Source organism: Haloferax sp. ATCC BAA-644, assembly GCF_000336975.1.
Taxonomy (GTDB): Archaea; Halobacteriota; Halobacteria; order Halobacteriales; family Haloferacaceae; genus Haloferax; species Haloferax volcanii.
In genome coordinates, this window is sequence record NZ_AOLF01000035.1 from 23,188 (window position 1) to 40,202 (window position 17,015).

16 protein-coding genes and 1 tRNA gene are annotated in these 17,015 nt (G+C 65.3%); 14 read left to right on the plus strand and 3 right to left on the minus strand.

The window, feature by feature from the left end; genetic code table 11:
- Positions 1-7: 7 nt before the first annotated feature.
- The 6 genes from C458_RS15185 (at position 8) to C458_RS15210 (ending at position 6,826) form a co-directional block, all read left to right on the plus strand.
- Positions 8-2,932 (plus strand): DNA-directed RNA polymerase subunit A', encoded by a 2,925-nt coding sequence (locus C458_RS15185; protein WP_008577039.1) that lies wholly within the window; start codon positions 8-10, stop codon positions 2,930-2,932.
- Positions 2,925-4,184, plus strand: coding sequence for a DNA-directed RNA polymerase subunit A'' (gene rpoA2, locus C458_RS15190; RefSeq protein WP_008577040.1), 1,260 nt, complete (start codon positions 2,925-2,927; stop codon positions 4,182-4,184). The genes C458_RS15185 and rpoA2 overlap by 8 nt, the downstream gene beginning before the upstream one ends.
- A gap of 2 nt (positions 4,185-4,186) precedes the next feature.
- Complete coding sequence (locus tag C458_RS15195) at positions 4,187-4,606, plus strand: NusA-like transcription termination signal-binding factor (protein WP_008577041.1); 420 nt, start codon at positions 4,187-4,189, stop codon at positions 4,604-4,606.
- A gap of 54 nt (positions 4,607-4,660) precedes the next feature.
- Positions 4,661-5,554, plus strand: a complete 894-nt coding sequence (locus C458_RS15200) for a mechanosensitive ion channel family protein (protein WP_008577042.1) — start codon at positions 4,661-4,663, stop codon at positions 5,552-5,554.
- A 226-nt stretch (positions 5,555-5,780) separates the two neighbouring features.
- A complete protein-coding gene (locus C458_RS15205) occupies positions 5,781-6,209 on the plus strand; it encodes a 30S ribosomal protein S12 (RefSeq protein ID WP_004044570.1) in 429 nt (142 codons plus the stop codon).
- Between the two features lie 2 nt (positions 6,210-6,211).
- Entirely contained in the window at positions 6,212-6,826 is a 615-nt protein-coding gene (locus C458_RS15210) for a 30S ribosomal protein S7 (protein ID WP_004044569.1), read from the plus strand.
- Positions 6,827-6,933: 107 nt separating this feature from the next.
- Here the strand turns inward: C458_RS15210 and C458_RS15215 are convergent, their stop codons facing one another.
- Positions 6,934-7,689, minus strand: coding sequence for a DUF5781 family protein (locus tag C458_RS15215; RefSeq protein ID WP_008577044.1), 756 nt, complete (start codon positions 7,687-7,689; stop codon positions 6,934-6,936).
- A 280-nt stretch (positions 7,690-7,969) separates the two neighbouring features.
- On the opposite strand from C458_RS15215, the gene C458_RS15220 reads away from it, so the two are divergent.
- The 6 genes from C458_RS15220 (at position 7,970) to C458_RS15245 (ending at position 14,065) form a co-directional block, all read left to right on the plus strand.
- Positions 7,970-10,153 carry an elongation factor EF-2 gene (locus C458_RS15220; RefSeq protein WP_008577046.1) on the plus strand — a complete coding sequence of 728 codons (2,184 nt, stop codon included), beginning with the start codon at positions 7,970-7,972 and terminating at the stop codon, positions 10,151-10,153.
- 298 nt (positions 10,154-10,451) lie between these two features.
- Positions 10,452-11,021 carry a hypothetical protein gene (locus C458_RS15225; protein WP_004065336.1) on the plus strand — a complete coding sequence of 190 codons (570 nt, stop codon included), beginning with the start codon at positions 10,452-10,454 and terminating at the stop codon, positions 11,019-11,021.
- Positions 11,018-11,971 carry a homoserine dehydrogenase gene (locus tag C458_RS15230; protein WP_008577049.1) on the plus strand — a complete coding sequence of 318 codons (954 nt, stop codon included), beginning with the start codon at positions 11,018-11,020 and terminating at the stop codon, positions 11,969-11,971. The genes C458_RS15225 and C458_RS15230 overlap by 4 nt, the downstream gene beginning before the upstream one ends.
- A gap of 190 nt (positions 11,972-12,161) precedes the next feature.
- On the plus strand, positions 12,162-13,427 hold the full coding sequence (tuf, locus tag C458_RS15235) for a translation elongation factor EF-1 subunit alpha (protein WP_004044564.1): 1,266 nt from the start codon (positions 12,162-12,164) through the stop codon (positions 13,425-13,427).
- A 2-nt stretch (positions 13,428-13,429) separates the two neighbouring features.
- Entirely contained in the window at positions 13,430-13,738 is a 309-nt protein-coding gene (gene rpsJ / locus C458_RS15240) for a 30S ribosomal protein S10 (protein WP_004044563.1), read from the plus strand.
- 255 nt (positions 13,739-13,993) lie between these two features.
- Positions 13,994-14,065: transfer RNA gene (locus C458_RS15245), tRNA-Ala, on the plus strand.
- Between the two features lie 179 nt (positions 14,066-14,244).
- Here C458_RS15245 and C458_RS18205 read toward each other — a convergent pair.
- A complete protein-coding gene (locus C458_RS18205) occupies positions 14,245-14,490 on the minus strand; it encodes a hypothetical protein (protein ID WP_152418145.1) in 246 nt (81 codons plus the stop codon).
- Positions 14,491-14,829: 339 nt separating this feature from the next.
- Between C458_RS18205 and C458_RS15250 the strand changes: the two genes are divergently transcribed.
- Positions 14,830-15,204, plus strand: coding sequence for a hypothetical protein (locus C458_RS15250; protein ID WP_008577051.1), 375 nt, complete (start codon positions 14,830-14,832; stop codon positions 15,202-15,204).
- Between the two features lie 96 nt (positions 15,205-15,300).
- The gene (locus C458_RS15255; protein WP_004065334.1) at positions 15,301-15,540 is read left to right on the plus strand and encodes a hypothetical protein; all 240 of its coding nucleotides are present in this window, start codon (positions 15,301-15,303) and stop codon (positions 15,538-15,540) included.
- Positions 15,541-15,678: 138 nt separating this feature from the next.
- Here the strand turns inward: C458_RS15255 and C458_RS15260 are convergent, their stop codons facing one another.
- On the minus strand, positions 15,679-16,998 hold the full coding sequence (locus C458_RS15260) for a ribonuclease R family protein (RefSeq protein ID WP_008577053.1): 1,320 nt from the start codon (positions 16,996-16,998) through the stop codon (positions 15,679-15,681).
- Positions 16,999-17,015 lie beyond the last annotated feature (17 nt).

A 17,015-nucleotide genomic window follows, 5' to 3' on the forward strand; every position in this document is an offset into this window, starting at 1 on the left:
CATGTCAATGCAGACACCCAAAGAAATCGGCAGCATCCAGTTCGGGTTGATGGACCCGGAGACGTACCGAGACATGTCCGCGACGAAGGTCATCACCGCGGACACTTACGACGACGACGGCTACCCAATCGACATGGGTCTCATGGACCCGCGGCTGGGCGTCATCGACCCCGGGCTGCAATGCCGCACCTGCGGCCAGCACTCCGGGTCGTGTAACGGGCACTTCGGCCACATCGAACTGGCCGCGCCCGTCATCCACGTCGGCTTCACGAAGCTCATCCGCCGCCTGCTCCGCTCGACGTGTCGGGAGTGCGGTCGCCTCTCGCTGACGGACGAGGAAGCAGACGAGTACCGCGACAAGCTCGGTCGCACGAAGGAGCTCGGCGACGACTGGAGCGACGTGATGAAGTCGGCGGTCCGGCAGGCACGCAAGGCCAACCGCTGTCCCCACTGCGGCTCGCCGCAGCACGACATCAAACACGAGAAGCCGACGACCTACTACGAGGTCCAGAACGTGCTCGCCGGGGACTACTCCGAGCGCATCGCCGAAGCGATGCAGCCCGACCCCGACGACGAGGACGACGAGGGCGTCGACCCCGTCACCCTCGCCAACGAGACCGGTCTCGACGCCGAGCGCGTCAATCAGGTGCTCGCCGGCGAGTTCCGCCCGGTCGGCGACGACCGCAAGGCGCTCGAAAAGGCGCTCGACCTCGACCTCACCGAAGAGGACATGAACAAGCTGATGCCCTCGGACATCCGCGACTGGTTCGAGGACGTCCCGGACGAGGACCTCGTCACGCTCGGCATCGACCCCGACCGGTCGCGCCCCGAGTGGATGATTCTGACCGTCCTCCCCGTCCCGCCGGTCACGGCGCGTCCCTCGATTACGCTGGACAACGGCCAGCGCTCCGAGGACGACCTGACCCACAAGCTCGTGGACATCATCCGCATCAACCAGCGGTTCATGGAGAACCGCGAGGCGGGTGCGCCGCAGCTGATTATCGAGGACCTGTGGGAACTGCTCCAGTACCACGTCACCACGTTCATCGACAACGAGATTTCGGGCACGCCGCCGGCGCGTCACCGCTCCGGCCGCCCGCTGAAGACGCTCAGCCAGCGCCTGAAGGGCAAGGAGGGTCGCTTCCGCGGCTCCCTGTCCGGGAAGCGCGTCAACTTCTCGGCGCGTACCGTCATCTCGCCGGACCCGACGCTCTCGCTCAACGAGGTCGGCGTCCCGGACCGCGTCGCGTCCGAGATGACCCAGACGATGAACGTCACCGAGCGCAACATCGACGAGGCACGCCAGTACGTCCGTAACGGCCCCGAGAGCCACCCCGGCGCGAACTACGTCCGCCGCCCGGACGGCCGCCGCCTGAAGGTGACCGAGAAGAACTGCGAGGAACTCGCGGAGAAAGTCGAACTCGGCTGGGAGGTCAACCGCCACCTCGTCGACGGCGACATCGTCATCTTCAACCGACAGCCGTCGCTGCACCGGATGTCGATCATGGCGCACGAAGTCGTCGTGATGCCGTACAAGACGTTCCGCCTGAACACCGTCGTCTGCCCGCCGTACAACGCCGACTTCGACGGCGACGAGATGAACATGCACGCCCTCCAGAACGAGGAGGCCCGTGCCGAGGCGCGCGTCCTCATGCGCGTCCAAGAGCAGATTCTCTCGCCGCGCTTCGGTGAGAACATCATCGGCGCGATTCAGGACCACATCTCGGGAACCTACCTGCTGACGCACGACAACCCCGAGTTCGTCGAGACGCAGGCGCTCGACCTGCTTCGAGCGACGCGCGTGGACACGCTCCCGGAGCCCGCGGGCGAAAACGAGGACGGTCAGCCCTACTGGACCGGCCAGCAGATCTTCTCCGAACTCCTGCCGGACGACCTGAACATGGAGTTCACCTCGAAGGTCGGGGACACGGTCACCATCGAGGACGGCCAGCTCGTGCAGGGCACCATTGACGAGGACGCCGTCGGCGCGTTCGGCGGCGAAATCGTCGACGCCCTCGCCAAGGACTACTCGAAGACGCGCTCGCGCATCTTCATCAACGAGATTGCCTCGTTGGCGATGCGCGCCATCATGCACTTCGGGCTCTCCATCGGTATCGACGACGAGTCCATCCCGGACGAGGCGACGGCGCAGGTCGACGAGGCCATCGACGCCGCCTACGACAAGATTCAGGAGCTCATCGAAATCTACGAGGCGGGCGAGCTCGAATCGCTGCCGGGTCGCTCCGTCGACGAGACGCTGGAGATGAAGATTATGCAGCGCCTCGGCAAGGCGCGCGACTCCGCCGGCGAAATCGCGGAGGACCACTTCGAGGAGGACAACCCCGCGGTCGTGATGTCGAAGTCCGGCGCGCGTGCGTCCATGCTCAACCTGACCCAGATGGCCGGCTGCGTCGGCCAGCAGGCGGTTCGGGGCGAGCGCATCAACCGCGGCTACGAGGGCCGCACCCTGAGCCACTACCAGAAGGGCGACCTCTCGGCCGAGGCCCACGGCTTCGTCGAGAACTCCTACCGCGCCGGCCTCACGCCGCGTGAGTTCTTCTTCCACGCGATGGGTGGTCGCGAAGGGCTTGTCGACACGGCAGTCCGGACCTCGAAGTCCGGCTACCTGCAGCGCCGGCTCATCAACGCTCTCTCGGAACTCGAAGCGCAGTACGACGGCTCCGTCCGCGACACGTCGGGGACCATCGTCCAGTTCGAGTTCGGTGAGGACGGCACGAGCCCCGTGAAGGTCTCCTCGGACGACGAGACGCCGATCGACGTCGAGAACATCGCCGACCGCATCCTCACTTCGGAGTTCAGCTCCGACGAGGAGAAGGAACGCTTCCTCGGCGAGCGCGCACCGCCGACCAACCTCTCCGAGCACGCCGAACCGCGTGTCGACGCCCGTGCGGGGGTCGAATCCGATGACTGATACCGACGCAACCGCCGACTACGAGTTCGTCGACGACGCCATCGTCGACGTCGTCGAGTCCAGAGAGCTGTCTCGACGGCTGAAGGACCGCATCTACCAGACCATCGAAGAGCGCGAGGGCGTCACCCTCGACCAGGCCGGCGAAATCGCGCAGGCCGTCGAGGCGCGCTACCTCGACACCCGCGTCGACCCGCTCGACCCCGTCGGGACGGTGTCGGCGCAGTCCATCGGTGAGCCGGGGACGCAGATGACGATGAACACGTTCCACTACGCGGGCGTCGCCGAAATCGACGTCACGCAGGGGCTGCCGCGGCTCATCGAACTGGTGGACGCGCGGAAGACCCCCGACACGCCGATGATGACGGTGTACCTCGAAGACGAGTACGCGAACAACCGCGAACTCGCCCACCAGGTCGTCTGGAACATCGAGTCCACGAAGATTCTGGCGCTCGGCGACATCTCGACCAACGTCGCCGACATGGTCGTGCAGGTCAACCTCAACGACGAGACGCTCCTCGAACGCTGGCCGACGTACGACGACGAGGGCGTCGTCGCGAGCGAGATCGCCGAGACCATCGAGGACGCGCTCGGCATCAAGACCCGCCGCGAGGGGACGCTCATCGAGTTCGGCCCCGAGAGCCCGAGCTACCGCCGGCTCCTCCAACTCGTCGAGGAGCTGCGCGACATCGTGTTCAAGGGCATCGAGGAGGTCTCCCGCGTCGTCATCCGGAAGGAGAACAACGAGGACACCGACGAAGAGGAGTTCGTCCTCTACACCGAGGGCTCGGCGTTCGGCGACGCGCTCGCCATCGAGGGCGTCGACGCCTCCCGGACCACCTCGAACAACATCCACGAGGTGCACAAACAGCTCGGTATCGAGGCCGCCCGCGAAGCCATCATCGACGAGACGATGAACACGCTGCGCGAGCAGGGTCTCGACGACGTGAACATCCGCCACCTGATGCTCGTCGCGGACATCATGACGAACGACGGGACCATCGAATCCATCGGCCGTCACGGTATCTCCGGGTCGAAGGACTCCGTCCTCGCCCGCGCCGCGTTCGAGGTCACGGTCAACCACCTGCTCGACGCCGCCATCCACGGCGAGGAAGACGACCTCGACGGCGTCATCGAGAACGTCATCGTCGGCAAGCCGATTGCTATCGGCACCGGCGACGTGGACCTCCGCATGGGCTCGCTCGACGTCGAGGACGCGGACGCCAACGCGGCACCCGAACCGTCCGACGACTGACGATGAAAGTTACGCTGTCGGATACGGCCCGGCGCTTCATCGCCCTCTTCGAGGAGGAGACGGAGGCGACCGCCCACGACTGTCTCGTCTTCGACGACCGGGTCGTCTTCCTCGTCGCCGCGGGCGATATGGCGACGGCTATCGGTCCGGGCGGACGGACCGTCCAGTCGGTCGAGCGACAAATCGGTCGGTCGGTCGAACTGGTCGAGGACGCCGACACGCCGGAGGCGTTCGTCGCGAGCGCGCTCGCGCCGGCGGCCGTCCGACACGTAACGCTCTCGCGGCAGAACGACACCGTCGCGTACGTCGAGGTCGCCGAAGCCGACCGCGGCGTCGCCATCGGCGCGAGCGGGAAGACCATCGACACCGCCCGCGAGTTGGCGCGTCGCCACTACGACATCGACGACATCCAGTTGACGTAACGCGGCGGCCGACTCGACCACACGTTTTTGTCCCCACCGAACGGCGAGCTACGCATGTCGTCGACACGACTGTCGGTCGGGGTCGCCGCCGGGCAACTCGACCCGACGCAGTTCTCGGAGTACGAGGAGCTCGCGAGCGCGACCGCGGGGTTCGCCGCCGCGGCGGTCGCGGTCTATCTCGTCGGCCGGCTGCTGTTGGTCCCCGGCGTGACGCGACTCGTCAGCGCCCGGAACCGGAACAACCCGACGTTGCAGTCGGCGACGGAGACCTACGCGCACGCCGTCGTCATCGCGCTCGCGACGCTTGCGGGCGTCGTCGGCGCGGGCTACGCCTCGGTGCTCACGGACACGGCGCTCATCGTCGCGGCGCTGACGCTCGTCGTCGGCGTCGCCGGACAGGAGGTCATCGGCGCGCTCATCAGCGGGCTCTTTCTCGTTGCCGACCCGGACTTCAACGTCGGCGACTGGATATCGTGGCCGGGCGGCGAGGGCGTCGTCGAGGCGGTCGACTTCCGGGTCACGCGCGTGCGGACGGTGAACAACGAGACCATCTCCGTGCCGAACACGGAGCTCACGACGAACGCCCTCACCCGCCCGTACGGCCGAGAGCGCTACCGAATCACCGAACGCGTCGATATCGCGTACGCCGACGACGCGGAACTGGCGCTCCGCGAACTCGTCGAGACGGCGCGGGAGGACGACCGCGTGCTGGACGACCCGGAGCCGACCGCGCGCATCGTCGAGTTCGCCGGGAGTTCGGTCGGGCTCCAGACGGAGTTCTGGGTCGGCTCGCCGATGGACGCGAATCTCGTCGATGTTCGCTCGCAGTACCGACGGCGCGTCAAGCGACGGTTCGACGAGGAGGGGCTGACGCTCGGGCCGGCGTCGGGACGGGAGGTCAGCGGTCGCCTCGACGTGGACCTCGTCGGCGACCGCGACGGCGAGTGAGCCGCCCGCGAGACCAAAACCTTCCGGTGTGGCGGTCGTTCGCATGCGTGGGTGAAACGACACTATCTCCGGGCGGTTTAGTCCCTCTTCGACGCGGAGGTGCCGTCGTTCGAATCTATGAAACGACCTCAGATACCTCCTTAGGGGTCGCTAATCGCTCCTGAAGCCGTCTCGTCGGATTCAAAAAGGGAGGCTTAAGTAGCTCCATCTGGAACTGTTGTTCACTATGGCGAACGGCAAATACGCCGCGCGCAAGCTCAAGCAGGACCGGCAGAAGCGCCGCTGGTCCGACTCTGAGTACGCGCGCCGTGAGCGCGGTCTCGGCAAGAAGTCCGACCCGCTCGAGGGTGCCCCGCAGGGTCGCGGCATCGTCCTCGAGAAGGTCGGTATCGAAGCAAAGCAGCCGAACTCGGCGATTCGGAAATGCGTCCGTGTTCAGCTCATCAAGAACGGAAAGCAGGTCACCGCCTTCTGTCCCGGTGACGGCGCGATTTCGTTCATCGACGAGCACGACGAAGTCACCATCGCCGGTATCGGCGGCGCGAAGGGTCGCGCGATGGGCGACCTTTCGGGTGTCAACTACAAGGTCGAGAAGGTCAACGGCGTCTCGATGATCGAACTCGTCCGCGGGAACGCCGAAAAGCCGGTGCGCTAACCATGTCGGAAAGCGACGCACCCGAGCCCGAGTCCCCCGCGAGCAGCGAGGAAGCGAAAGAGAACGCGCTTCTGTTCGGCGTCTGGGACGTCTCCGAGATGGAGTACACCGACCCCAGCATGAGCCGGTACATCAAGGCGACGCCCATCGCCCACACGATGGGCCGTCACGCCTCGAAGCAGTTCCAGAAGTCCGAAATCAGCATCGTCGAGCGGCTCATCAACCGCCTGATGCAGACCGAGGACAACACGGGACACAAGCAGAAGACGAGCAAAATCGTCAAGGACGCGTTCGAAATCGTCAACGAGCGCACCGAGGAGAACCCCGTGCAGGTGCTCATCCGCGCGGTCGAGAACGCCGGTCCCCGCGAGGAGACCGTCCGCCTCAAGTACGGCGGCATCTCGGTCCCGCAGGCCGTCGACGTCGCCCCGCAGCGCCGCGTCGACGAGGCGCTGAAGTTCATCGCGCAGGGCACGCTCAGCGGCTCCTACAAGACGACGACCACCGCCGCCGAGGCGCTCGCACAGCAGCTCATCGGCGCGGCCGACTACGACGTCCAGACGTACGCTATCTCCCAGAAAGAGGAGAAAGAGCGCGTCGCGGAAGCCGCCCGGTAATCTCTCCACTCTCTTTCGTTTTTCACTGCGCCGAGTGGCGACGCCGTACGCCGGTACGCCACGCTCGCGGAGCGTTCGCCCGTCCGCTCGCGGTCGGTGCGCGGTGCTCAGTCGGCCGCCACTCCGGGGTTGACGACGTAGCGTTTCACCACGTCGACGAGCGTCCGGCGGTACTCGCTTTTCGAGGGGTCGGCGGCGAGCGTTCGGAACCGCTCTTTGAACGTGTCGAGCGACACCGACGGCGCGTCGTCGGCCGCGGCGTGCGCGAGGTCGTACAGCCGGTGGTCCGGTTCGACGAGGTCGTGTCGCTCCACGAGCGCGAGCGCGAACGCGGCGTTCACGGCCGTGATGTCGGGGTCCGACCCGGCGGTGACGAGTCGGGAGCCCGGCCGCGCGGGCGACTGCGGTCGGTCAGCGAGCGCCGCGGCCAGTTGCGATTCGAGGAACTGGACGAGTTTGTCCGCGGGCGCGACAGACAACGTCAGGTCGTCGGCGTAGATGTCCTTGCAGTGGTTGGCAATCTGATAGCAGTGCGCGAGCTTTCGGCGCTCGACGGTCCGGCCCGCGAGCGCGAGAAAGACCGCCTCGCGCGTCGACTGATAGTGCGAGACGTGACCTTCCTCGTTTCGGGCCATGTGCGAGAGCTCGTGGAGCGCGAGCTCGCGGGCCATCGCGCTGGTGGCGGCCTGCCGGGAGATGTTGAGGACGTGACGGTCCTGATAGTGGCCGGCCCACGTTCGGGAGTCGGGGTCGTCCCGCACGCGCACGAACACGGGGTACGAAAGCTCGAACTCGGTTTCGAACAGGTCGGCGGCGCTCAAGAACGGGTCTGCCGGTGCGCCCCCGACGACTCGGAGGTCCATTCAAATTGAGGAATGTTATCAACCAACATGACTCTTGCGCCGAGCGCGGCGACGAGATTCGCGCCCGGCGGACAGTCGCGCCTATCGTGACAAAACTGCTCATACCCCGGCGGTAGGACGGCTGAAAATGGAAAATCCGCTCGGCAAAAACACTACTCTTTTGACCCTCCTGCCGGTAGACCCCTGTATAATGGGCCGACGAAAGAAGATCGTCCAGGAATGTGAGAAACTGATGGACAAGCCGGAGCAGATCNCCCTCCTGCCGGTAGACCCCTGTATAATGGGCCGACGAAAGAAGATCGTCCAGGAATGTGAGAAACTGATGGACAAGCCGGAGCAGATCCGGAACATCGCCATCGCCGCTCACGTCGACCACGGTAAGACGACCCTCTCCGACAACCTCCTCGCGGGTGCGGGCATGATCTCCGACGAGACTGCCGGCCAGCAGCTCGCGATGGACACGAAGGAAGACGAACAGGAACGCGGCATCACTATCGACGCCGCAAACGTCTCGATGACCCACGAATGGGAAGGCGAGAACCACCTCATCAACCTCATCGACACGCCGGGCCACGTCGACTTCGGTGGCGACGTGACCCGCGCGATGCGCGCCGTCGACGGCGCGCTCGTCGTCGTCGACGCCGTCGAGGGTGCCATGCCGCAGACCGAGACGGTCCTGCGTCAGGCGCTCCGCGAGGGCGTCAAGCCGGCGCTTTTCATCAACAAGGTCGACCGCCTCATCAACGAACTGCAGGAAGGTCCCGAGGAGATGCAGAAGCGTCTCGTCGATGTCATCTCCGACGTCAACGAGCTCATCCGCGGGATGACCGAGGAGAAGGACTACGACTGGACGGTCTCCGTCGAAGACGGGACCGTCGCCTTCGGGTCCGCCCTCTACAAGTGGGGCGTCTCCATGCCGTCGATGGAGGAGACCGGCATCTCCTTCGGCGACATCATGGAACTCGAACGCGGCGGCGACCGCCAGGAACTCCACGAGCGCACGCCGCTTTCGGACGTCGTCCTCGACATGGTCGCGGAGCACTTCCCCAACCCGCTCGACGCCCAGCCCCGTCGTATCCCGACGGTCTGGCGCGGTGACTCCGAGTCCGACCTCGCGCGCCAGATGCGCGAAGTCGACGACGACGGCGAAGTCGTCTTCATGGCGACCGACATCTCGATGGACCCCCACGCGGGCGAAATCGCGACGGGTCGCCTGTTCTCCGGTACCATCCGCAAGGGCCAGGAGCTCTACGTCTCCGGGACCGCGGGCAAGAATCGCGTCCAGTCCGTCGGTGTGTTCATGGGCGGCGAGCGCGAGGAACTCGACCGCGGCGTCCCCGCGGGGAACATCGCGGCCGTCACGGGTCTCCGTGACGCCATCGCGGGTTCCACCGTCTCGTCCGTCGAGATGACGCCGTTCGAGTCCATCGAGCACATCTCCGAGCCCGTCATCACGAAGTCCGTCGAGGCAGAGCGCATGGACGACCTGCCGAAGCTCATCCAGACGCTCCAGCAGGTCGCCAAGGAAGACCCGACCATCCGCATCGAGATTAACGAGGACACGGGCGAGCACCTCATCTCCGGTCAGGGCGAACTCCATCTCGAAGTCATCACCCAGCGCATCCGCGACAACCAGGGCATCCCGGTCCGCACCGGTGAGCCGATTGTCGTCTACCGCGAGCAGGTCCAGGGCTCGTCCCACGAGGTCGAGGGCGTCTCCCCGAACCGCCACAACAAGTTCTACATCACGGCGGAACCCCTCTCGCAGGACATCGTCGACTCCATCAAGCTCGGCGAAATCTCGATGGACATGCCCGAACTGGAGCGCCGCGAGGCCCTCCAGGAAGCCGGCATGGACAAGGACACGTCCCAGAACGTCGAACACATCCACGGGACGAACATCCTCATCGACGACACGAAGGGTATCCAGCACCTCAACGAGACGATGGAACTCGTCATCGAGGGCCTCGAAGAGGCGCTCGACGACGGTCCGCTCGCCGCGGAACCCGTTCAGGGGACGCTCCTCCGCCTCCACGACGCGCGACTCCACGAGGACACCATCCACCGCGGTCCCGCCCAGGTCATCCCTGCGACGCGCGACGCGGTCCACCGCGCGCTCATCGCGGGCCAGGTGAAGCTCCTCGAACCCATCCAGAACGTCCGCATCGACGTTCCGTCCGAGTACATGGGCTCGGCCTCCGGCGAGATTCAGGGTCGCCGCGGCCGCGTCGACGACATGTACCAGGAAGGTGACCTCATGGTCATCGAGGGTATCGCGCCCGTCGAAGAGATGATCGGCTTCTCGTCTGACGTGCGCTCCGCGACGGAAGGTCGCGCCTCCTGGAACACGGAAAACGCCGGCTTCCGCGTGCTCTCGGACAATCTCCAGCGCGAGAAGATTATGGAGATCCGCGAGCGCAAGGGCATGAAGCTCGAACTCTCGCAGGCTATCGACTACATCTAAGCGCGACCCTTCGCGCCGCTTTCGTTTTTTCACCCGGGCAGCGATAGCCCCGGTCCGTCGGCCCCATCCGCGCCGCATCTACCGTTCGCTTCGCTTCTCGGCGGCCGTCTGTGACACATGCCAGCACGCTCCCGGCGTCGGCAAACCGTGTCGGCTGCGAAGGCTTATACCGCGTGGCCGAATCACGGGTAGATATGCGTAAGGGTACGTCTCTCGACTCCTGGCGCGACGACGCGAAACCACGACCGAACCGCGCGTCGCGGACAACAGCGTCGGGACGGCCCACGGAGGTGGGGCGATGAGCGCACAGGACCTCGACGGCGAGAGCGACGCCGAGGCCGACGGAAGCGGCGAGATGCCGAAACCGCACACGATTCGGCTCGAACTCGTCGACGAGCCCGGACAGCTTTTGGCCGCGCTCAAGCCCATCTCCGACAACGGCGGGAATCTGCTTTCCATCTTCCACGAGCGCGGGAGCCTGACGCCGCGCGGACACATCCCCGTGGAGGTCGACCTCGAATGCCCGCCCGACCGCTTCGCGCGTATCGTCGAGGCGCTCCGCGACGCCGGCGTCAACGTCATCCGCGCCGGTGCGGAGCACTTCGGCGAAGAGGTGATGGTTATCCTCGTCGGTGACATCGTCGACTCCGACCTCTCGGACACGCTCCACCGAATCGAGTCCTCGGCGGACGCGACGCTTCAGGACCTGTCGCTGTCCGCCCGCGAGGGGACCGACGAGGCGTCGAGCGCCCGGCTCCGACTCGCGGTCCGCTCCGGCCGCGTCGACGAGACGCTCGGGGTCGTCCGCGACATCGCCGCCGAGAAGGAGCTGCACGTCGTCGAGCCGCTCGCGGAGGGGTCCCAATGAGCCTCAGACTCGCCGTGCTCGGCGCGGGCGCGGTCGGCGGCTCGGTGCTCGACCTCGCGGGCGACTACGGGCACGAGGTCGTCGCTTTCGCGGACTCGTCGTCCTCCGCGGTCGACCCGGACGGTCTCGACCCGAGCGCGGTCCACGACCGCAAGGAACGCGAGGGCGTGGTCGGCGGAGCGGACCCCGAAGCGGTGTTCGACGCCGACTACGACGTGTTAGTGGAGGCGACGCCGACGACGCTCGGTGACGCCGAACCCGGCTTCTCGCACGTCGAGCGGGCGCTGGCCGACGACCGCCACGTCGTGCTCGCGAACAAAGGTCCGGTCGCAGAACGCTACGCCGACCTGCGCGCGCTCGAAGCCGAAAGCGGAGGGACGGTGCAGTTCGAGGCGGCTGTCGGCGGCGCGATTCCCATCCTCTCGACCATCTCGGACCTCGGCGCGCCGCACGTGACCGCCGCGCGCGGCGTGCTGAACGGGACGGCGAACTTCGTCCTCTCGCGGATGGCCGCCGAGGGTCTCGATTACGAACACGTCCTCGCGGAGGCGCAGGACCTCGGCGTCGCGGAGGCCGACCCGACCTTCGACGTCGACGGCATCGACGCCGCGCTGAAGTTCGTCATCCTCGCGAACGTCCTCTCCGACGGCGAGACGGAGTACGCGCTCGACGACGCTGAGGTCGAGGGCATCCGCAACGTCCCGGGGACGGCGCTCGACCTCGCCGCCGAGGACGGCCGGACGGTCAGACTCATCGGCGAGGCGACCGCCGACGGGGTTCGCGTGGCTCCGCGGCTGATTCCGCAGGGCTCCGCGCTGTCGGTCACGGGCACGCAGAACATCGTCCAGTTGGAGACCAAACACGCGGGGCAGCTGAACATCAGCGGCCGCGGCGCGGGCGGTCCCGAGACAGCGACGGCCGTCTTGTCCGACGTTTCTCGGCTCGAATAGGGTACAGAGGACTCGTACCTCTCGTTTTCTTCGACTGTCGACCTCGGCTGAACTCCCTGTCTCCACGACCGTGGTATGGTTCCGCAAATCGCAGTACGGCGGTTAGACGGCCCGTAGCGCGTATCGAAATCGTTTTAGGGGTTTCAGCAAAAACATTCCCCACAGAGCGCCTTAGCGCGTGACCACACCAATGAGCGACAAACCCCACCAGAACCTGGCCATTATCGGCCACGTCGACCACGGTAAGAGTACGCTCGTCGGCCGACTCCTGTTCGAGACCGGCTCCGTCCCGGAGCACGTCATCGAGCAGCACCGAGAGGAAGCCGAGGAGAAGGGCAAGGGCGGATTCGAATTCGCCTACGTCATGGACAACCTCGCCGAAGAGCGCGAGCGCGGTGTCACCATCGACATCGCCCACCAGGAGTTCGACACGGACGAGTTCTACTTCACCATCGTCGACTGTCCTGGCCACCGCGACTTCGTCAAGAACATGATCACCGGTGCTTCGCAGGCTGACAACGCGGTTCTCGTCGTCGCCGCCGACGACGGTGTCGCGCCGCAGACCCGCGAGCACGTCTTCCTCGCCCGCACCCTGGGCATCGGCGAACTCATCATCGCGGTCAACAAGATGGACGTCGTCGATTACAGCGAAGACAAGTACAAGGACGTCAAGGAGCAGGTCAACAAGCTCCTCAAGCAGGTCCGCTTCAACTCCGACGACGCGACCTACGTCCCGATTTCGGCCTTCGAGGGCGACAACATCGCCGAGCGTTCCGACAACACGTCGTGGTACGACGGCGACATCCTCCTCGAAGCGCTCAACAACCTGCCGGCACCGCAGCCGCCGACGGACGCGCCGCTGCGCCTGCCCATCCAGGACGTCTACACAATCTCCGGCATCGGTACGGTCCCGGTCGGCCGTATCGAGACGGGTACCCTCAACCCCGGCGACAACGTGAGCTTCCAGCCCTCTGACGTCGGCGGCGAGGTCAAGACCGTCGAGATGCACCACGAGGAAGTCGACCAGGCCGGACCTGGCGACAACGTTGGTTTCAACGTTCGTGGCGTCGGCAAGGACGACATCCGCCGCGGCGACGTCTGTGGCCCGGCCGACGACCCGCCGAAGGTCGCAGAGACCTTCAAGGCGCAGGTCGTCGTCATGCAGCACCCCTCGGTCATCACCGCTGGCTACACGCCGGTCTTCCACGCCCACACGGCGCAGGTCGCGTGTACCATCGAGTCCATCGACCAGAAGCTCGACCCCGCGTCGGGTGAGGTCGCTGAGGAGAACCCGGACTTCATCAAGTCCGGCGACGCCGCCATCGTGACCGTCCGTCCGCAGAAGCCGCTCAGCATCGAGCCGTCCTCCGAGATTCCGGAGCTCGGCAGCTTCGCTGTCCGTGACATGGGTCAGACCATCGCGGCCGGCAAAGTGCTCGAAGTCAACGAGCGATAACGATGCAACAGGCACGCGTTCGGCTCGCCGGCACGAGTCCGGAAGACCTCGACGATATCTGCGACGACGTCCGCGAGATCGCGAACAAGACGGGCGTCAACCTCAGCGGGCCGATCCCGCTGCCCACGAAAACGCTCGAAGTCCCCGCCCGCAAATCGCCTGACGGCGAGGGGACGGCGACGTGGGAGCACTGGGAGATGCGCGTCCACAAGCGTCTCATCGACCTCGACGCTGACGAACGCGCTCTGCGCCAGCTGATGCGCGTTCAGGTTCCGAACGACGTCAGCATCGAGATCGTCCTCGAAGACTAACGACGGCGCTGTCCGGGCTCTCCCGGGCCGCCCGTTCGTGACGGCCCGCCCGTCACACTCGCGGCTGTCGAGGCGCGCGTCCGGAGGACTCTGCCTCCGAGCTGACCTTCAGCGCTAAGGCGCGTGTCATCTCACCTTCCGTTCGACACGCGAGCAATTGCCCGCAGAATCGCCCGACGGAACGGGATGCTATCGCATGCCCGACTGCGGACAAAACATAGGGTATAAGTGTATCCCACGACTCCGTGGGAATGAGGGCTCGTAGATCAGTGGCAGATCGCTTCCTTCGCAAGGAAGAGGCCCGGGGTTCAAATCCCCGCGAGTCCATTTCCTTCCGTTCACTACGTTCACTCCAGTCAATGGACTCGCTTGCCCCCACGAACTCGCAGGCTCGTTCGTGGGGACCCCGCGAGTCCACTACCATTTTCGCGACGCAACACGGCGAGTCGTAACTTAGGGTTCCGACGAGTCACTACTGCGTTGCGGACAGATGCACGTCCAGTTTCTCATTTCTGTCCCATGCCGAGTTGATATGCCACGAAGTACGTACTGAACATTGATATGAGAAGCACGGTGCAGAACGTGCTTAGAAAATAGAAGAGTTCAACGATTGAATCTGGTGAGTTGACACCAAGGAACCGTGATACGACCGCAGAGAATCCAATAGAGGGTAGCGAAATAATCACCAGTCCAAATTTACTGGACCATGCGCTGGACCGCCCCAGCATGAAGTCTTTTGGAGGGGATTCCATACTATAATCGCACGCAAAGAATTGTTTTAACATTGCCATCTTCACTCAGTACCTCACGGCCTAGGCCACTGCTGTTTTTGTGACGCTACCCACCGTGGCGAATACTGAGTCGTCGCGTTCTACGACTACACAATCGCGACCCGAACGAAGTACCACTCCCCATCGTACCGGACGCGCTCGGGCCGGTCAGTGTTGCTGAACGAAAACCGGCTTTGTTCGTCGTCCGAGCGTGACCTAGCCGTCGAGCGCGCTCGGAAACATCGTTCACTTCCGCCGAACCCGACACTTTCACTCCGCTCATGGCGGACCCTCTTACCGTCTCGCTTCGAGGGCGTCGGTATGGAAACGCGACGAGGCGAACCCCCGTCGGACCCGACGGCCCTCTTTCGAGCAATCGTGTCGAAACTCCGCGAGACGCGCCGCGGGGTCCACCAACACCGGATGGCGCAGGCGCTCCTCCAGAGAGACGCCAACGGCTCGCGGCTGATCGGACTCGACGCGGACACCGAGCGGGCGGTCTTTTTCAATCCCGCGTCGCGGACGCTCGAACTGATACCCTTCGACCGGGAGGGCACGCACGAGGAACGCGCGGAGGTGCTGTCGCGTCGGCTGAGCGACCCATCGTCGTGGGTCGAGGCCAACGCCGCGGGGCTGTCGTGGGTCCATCCGCACTTCCGGTGGGTCTGCGGGCTGGACGACGCCGGGCTATCGTGAGCCGGCAGTCGCGAGTCGGCAATCCGCCGTCACGTCCGACCGTGACCGATGTCCGACCGTGAAGAATTATACGCACGCCCCGCGCACAACACGTCCATGAACGACGAGGAACTCGACGAACTCCGGTCGTCGCTCACGCCCTACGAGTCCAGCGGCGGCGTCACCACCTACCAAAACACCGTCTCTATCGCCTGTCCGGCGTGCGAGAAGCCGTTCGACGACTTGGTCGTCTGCGAGAACGACTACAACAGCCTCGAACTGAGCATGATGCTCGACCTCTGTGTGACCCAACACGACGGCGACGTGCTCCTGTTCACGCACAAACAAGAGGAGTAAGCGGTCGTGGCGGTGGGACGCGGGCCACCGTTTCAGCCTCTCGGTTACGAGTCCGTCACTCCGCGCCCGTCTCGCCAGTCGCGGCCGGTGGATTCTCGTCGGCCAAAAACAAGTGGTCGAACGGGAGCGACCGCCGGGTTATTCCTGCGGCGGGAGGCCGTTTTCGTCGATGACTTCGCCGTCGTCGTCGACGGTGACGATGCCGCGGTTGTTGACGGCGTAGGGGTCCAAGCCGACCTCTTGGAGGAACTGCTTGTAGAGTCGCTCGGCCGTCTCGGCGTCTTTCTGGCGGTCCGAGGCGCGGTCGCAGAGTTCGACGAGGTCCTCGGGCACGTCGTTTTCGTGGACGATCCAGTGGTTGATGAGGTCCGACAGCCGGCGGATGGGCGAGGTGAAGTGGCCGTAGATGTCGAAGTTGAGCGCGTAGTGGCCGCCGAAGGGGTCGTTCATGTACTTCGCGCGGGGCATGACCTTCAGCACGGCGCGCTGAATCTTGTTCAGCGTGCGGGAGTTCGCGCTCTCCAGGGCGTCGTTGACGGCCTTCCGGGGCTCGTCCCACGACGTGGACTGGATGCTCACGCCGTCGAGTTCGGTGATCTCGCGGAGCGCTTTGTCCCACTGGTCGGGAGTCGGCTGCGGGTGGACGCGGTACATCGCCTCGACGCCGCGGTTCCACATGAGTTCGTGCGTGACGGCCTTGTTCGCCTTCAGCATGCACTCCTCGATGATGGTGTGGGCGCGGTCGCGGCTCGGGTTGAGGACGAGCGAGCCGTCTTCCTTGCGCTGTTCGTGGAGTTGGTCCGCGAGGTCGAAGACCAGCGCGTTCTCCTCGTGGAGGGGGAGGTCGGGGTCTTCCAGCCGGTTTTCACACTGCGTGTAGGTGAGCCGTTCGTTGGAGTGGATGACGGACTTGTAGATGTCGATAGACTCGAACGAGAGCGTGTCCTTCTTGATCTCCATCTCGACGGTGTGGGCGAGGCGGTCCTCCTCGGGGACGAGGGAACAGACCGTCTCGGCCAGCGCCGGCGGGAGCATGTGGATGGTGTAGGCGGGGAGGTAGACGGTGTTGCCGCGCTTGACGGCCTCGGCCCACATCTCCGAGCCGGGGTGGACGTAGTGGGTCACGTCGGCGATGTGGACCCACAGCGTGTACGTCTCCTCGTTCTCGCGGATGCTCAGGGCGTCGTCGAAGTCCTGGGCGTCGACGGGGTCGGTCGTCCACGTCGTGAGGTCTCGGAGGTCTTTGCGGTGTTCGAGTTCGTCTTCGATCTCCTCGTGGACGCCGTCGGTGCGCGCACGCGCCTCCGAGAGGACTTCCGGTGGGAACGCGTCACGAATCTCGAACTCCTCGAACAGGTCCTCGCGCTTGTTCTGGAGGTGTCGCGCGAGTTCGGCGTCTATCTCCACCGGTCCTTGCCCTTCGGCGGTCCCGGCGTACGCCTGCGCGTCGTCTGACATAGCCCCGACTAGACGGG

Bases quoted from the DNA above. Each gene is read 5' to 3' on its own strand.
- C458_RS15225 (WP_004065336.1), top strand. From the start codon at position 10,452: ATGAGCGCACAGGACCTCGACGGCGAGAGCGACGCCGAGGCCGACGGA.
- C458_RS15215 (WP_008577044.1), bottom strand. From the start codon at position 7,689: ATGGACCTCCGAGTCGTCGGGGGCGCACCGGCAGACCCGTTCTTGAGC.
- C458_RS15230 (WP_008577049.1), top strand. From the start codon at position 11,018: ATGAGCCTCAGACTCGCCGTGCTCGGCGCGGGCGCGGTCGGCGGCTCG.
- tuf (WP_004044564.1), top strand. From the start codon at position 12,162: ATGAGCGACAAACCCCACCAGAACCTGGCCATTATCGGCCACGTCGAC.
- C458_RS15185 (WP_008577039.1), top strand. From the start codon at position 8: ATGCAGACACCCAAAGAAATCGGCAGCATCCAGTTCGGGTTGATGGAC.
- C458_RS15260 (WP_008577053.1), bottom strand. From the start codon at position 16,998: ATGTCAGACGACGCGCAGGCGTACGCCGGGACCGCCGAAGGGCAAGGA.
- C458_RS15210 (WP_004044569.1), top strand. From the start codon at position 6,212: ATGTCGGAAAGCGACGCACCCGAGCCCGAGTCCCCCGCGAGCAGCGAG.
- C458_RS18205 (WP_152418145.1), bottom strand. From the start codon at position 14,490: ATGGAATCCCCTCCAAAAGACTTCATGCTGGGGCGGTCCAGCGCATGG.
- C458_RS15255 (WP_004065334.1), top strand. From the start codon at position 15,301: ATGAACGACGAGGAACTCGACGAACTCCGGTCGTCGCTCACGCCCTAC.
- C458_RS15195 (WP_008577041.1), top strand. From the start codon at position 4,187: ATGAAAGTTACGCTGTCGGATACGGCCCGGCGCTTCATCGCCCTCTTC.
- C458_RS15200 (WP_008577042.1), top strand. From the start codon at position 4,661: ATGTCGTCGACACGACTGTCGGTCGGGGTCGCCGCCGGGCAACTCGAC.
- C458_RS15250 (WP_008577051.1), top strand. From the start codon at position 14,830: ATGGAAACGCGACGAGGCGAACCCCCGTCGGACCCGACGGCCCTCTTT.
- C458_RS15205 (WP_004044570.1), top strand. From the start codon at position 5,781: ATGGCGAACGGCAAATACGCCGCGCGCAAGCTCAAGCAGGACCGGCAG.
- rpsJ (WP_004044563.1), top strand. From the start codon at position 13,430: ATGCAACAGGCACGCGTTCGGCTCGCCGGCACGAGTCCGGAAGACCTC.
- C458_RS15220 (WP_008577046.1), top strand. From the start codon at position 7,970: ATGGGCCGACGAAAGAAGATCGTCCAGGAATGTGAGAAACTGATGGAC.
- rpoA2 (WP_008577040.1), top strand. From the start codon at position 2,925: ATGACTGATACCGACGCAACCGCCGACTACGAGTTCGTCGACGACGCC.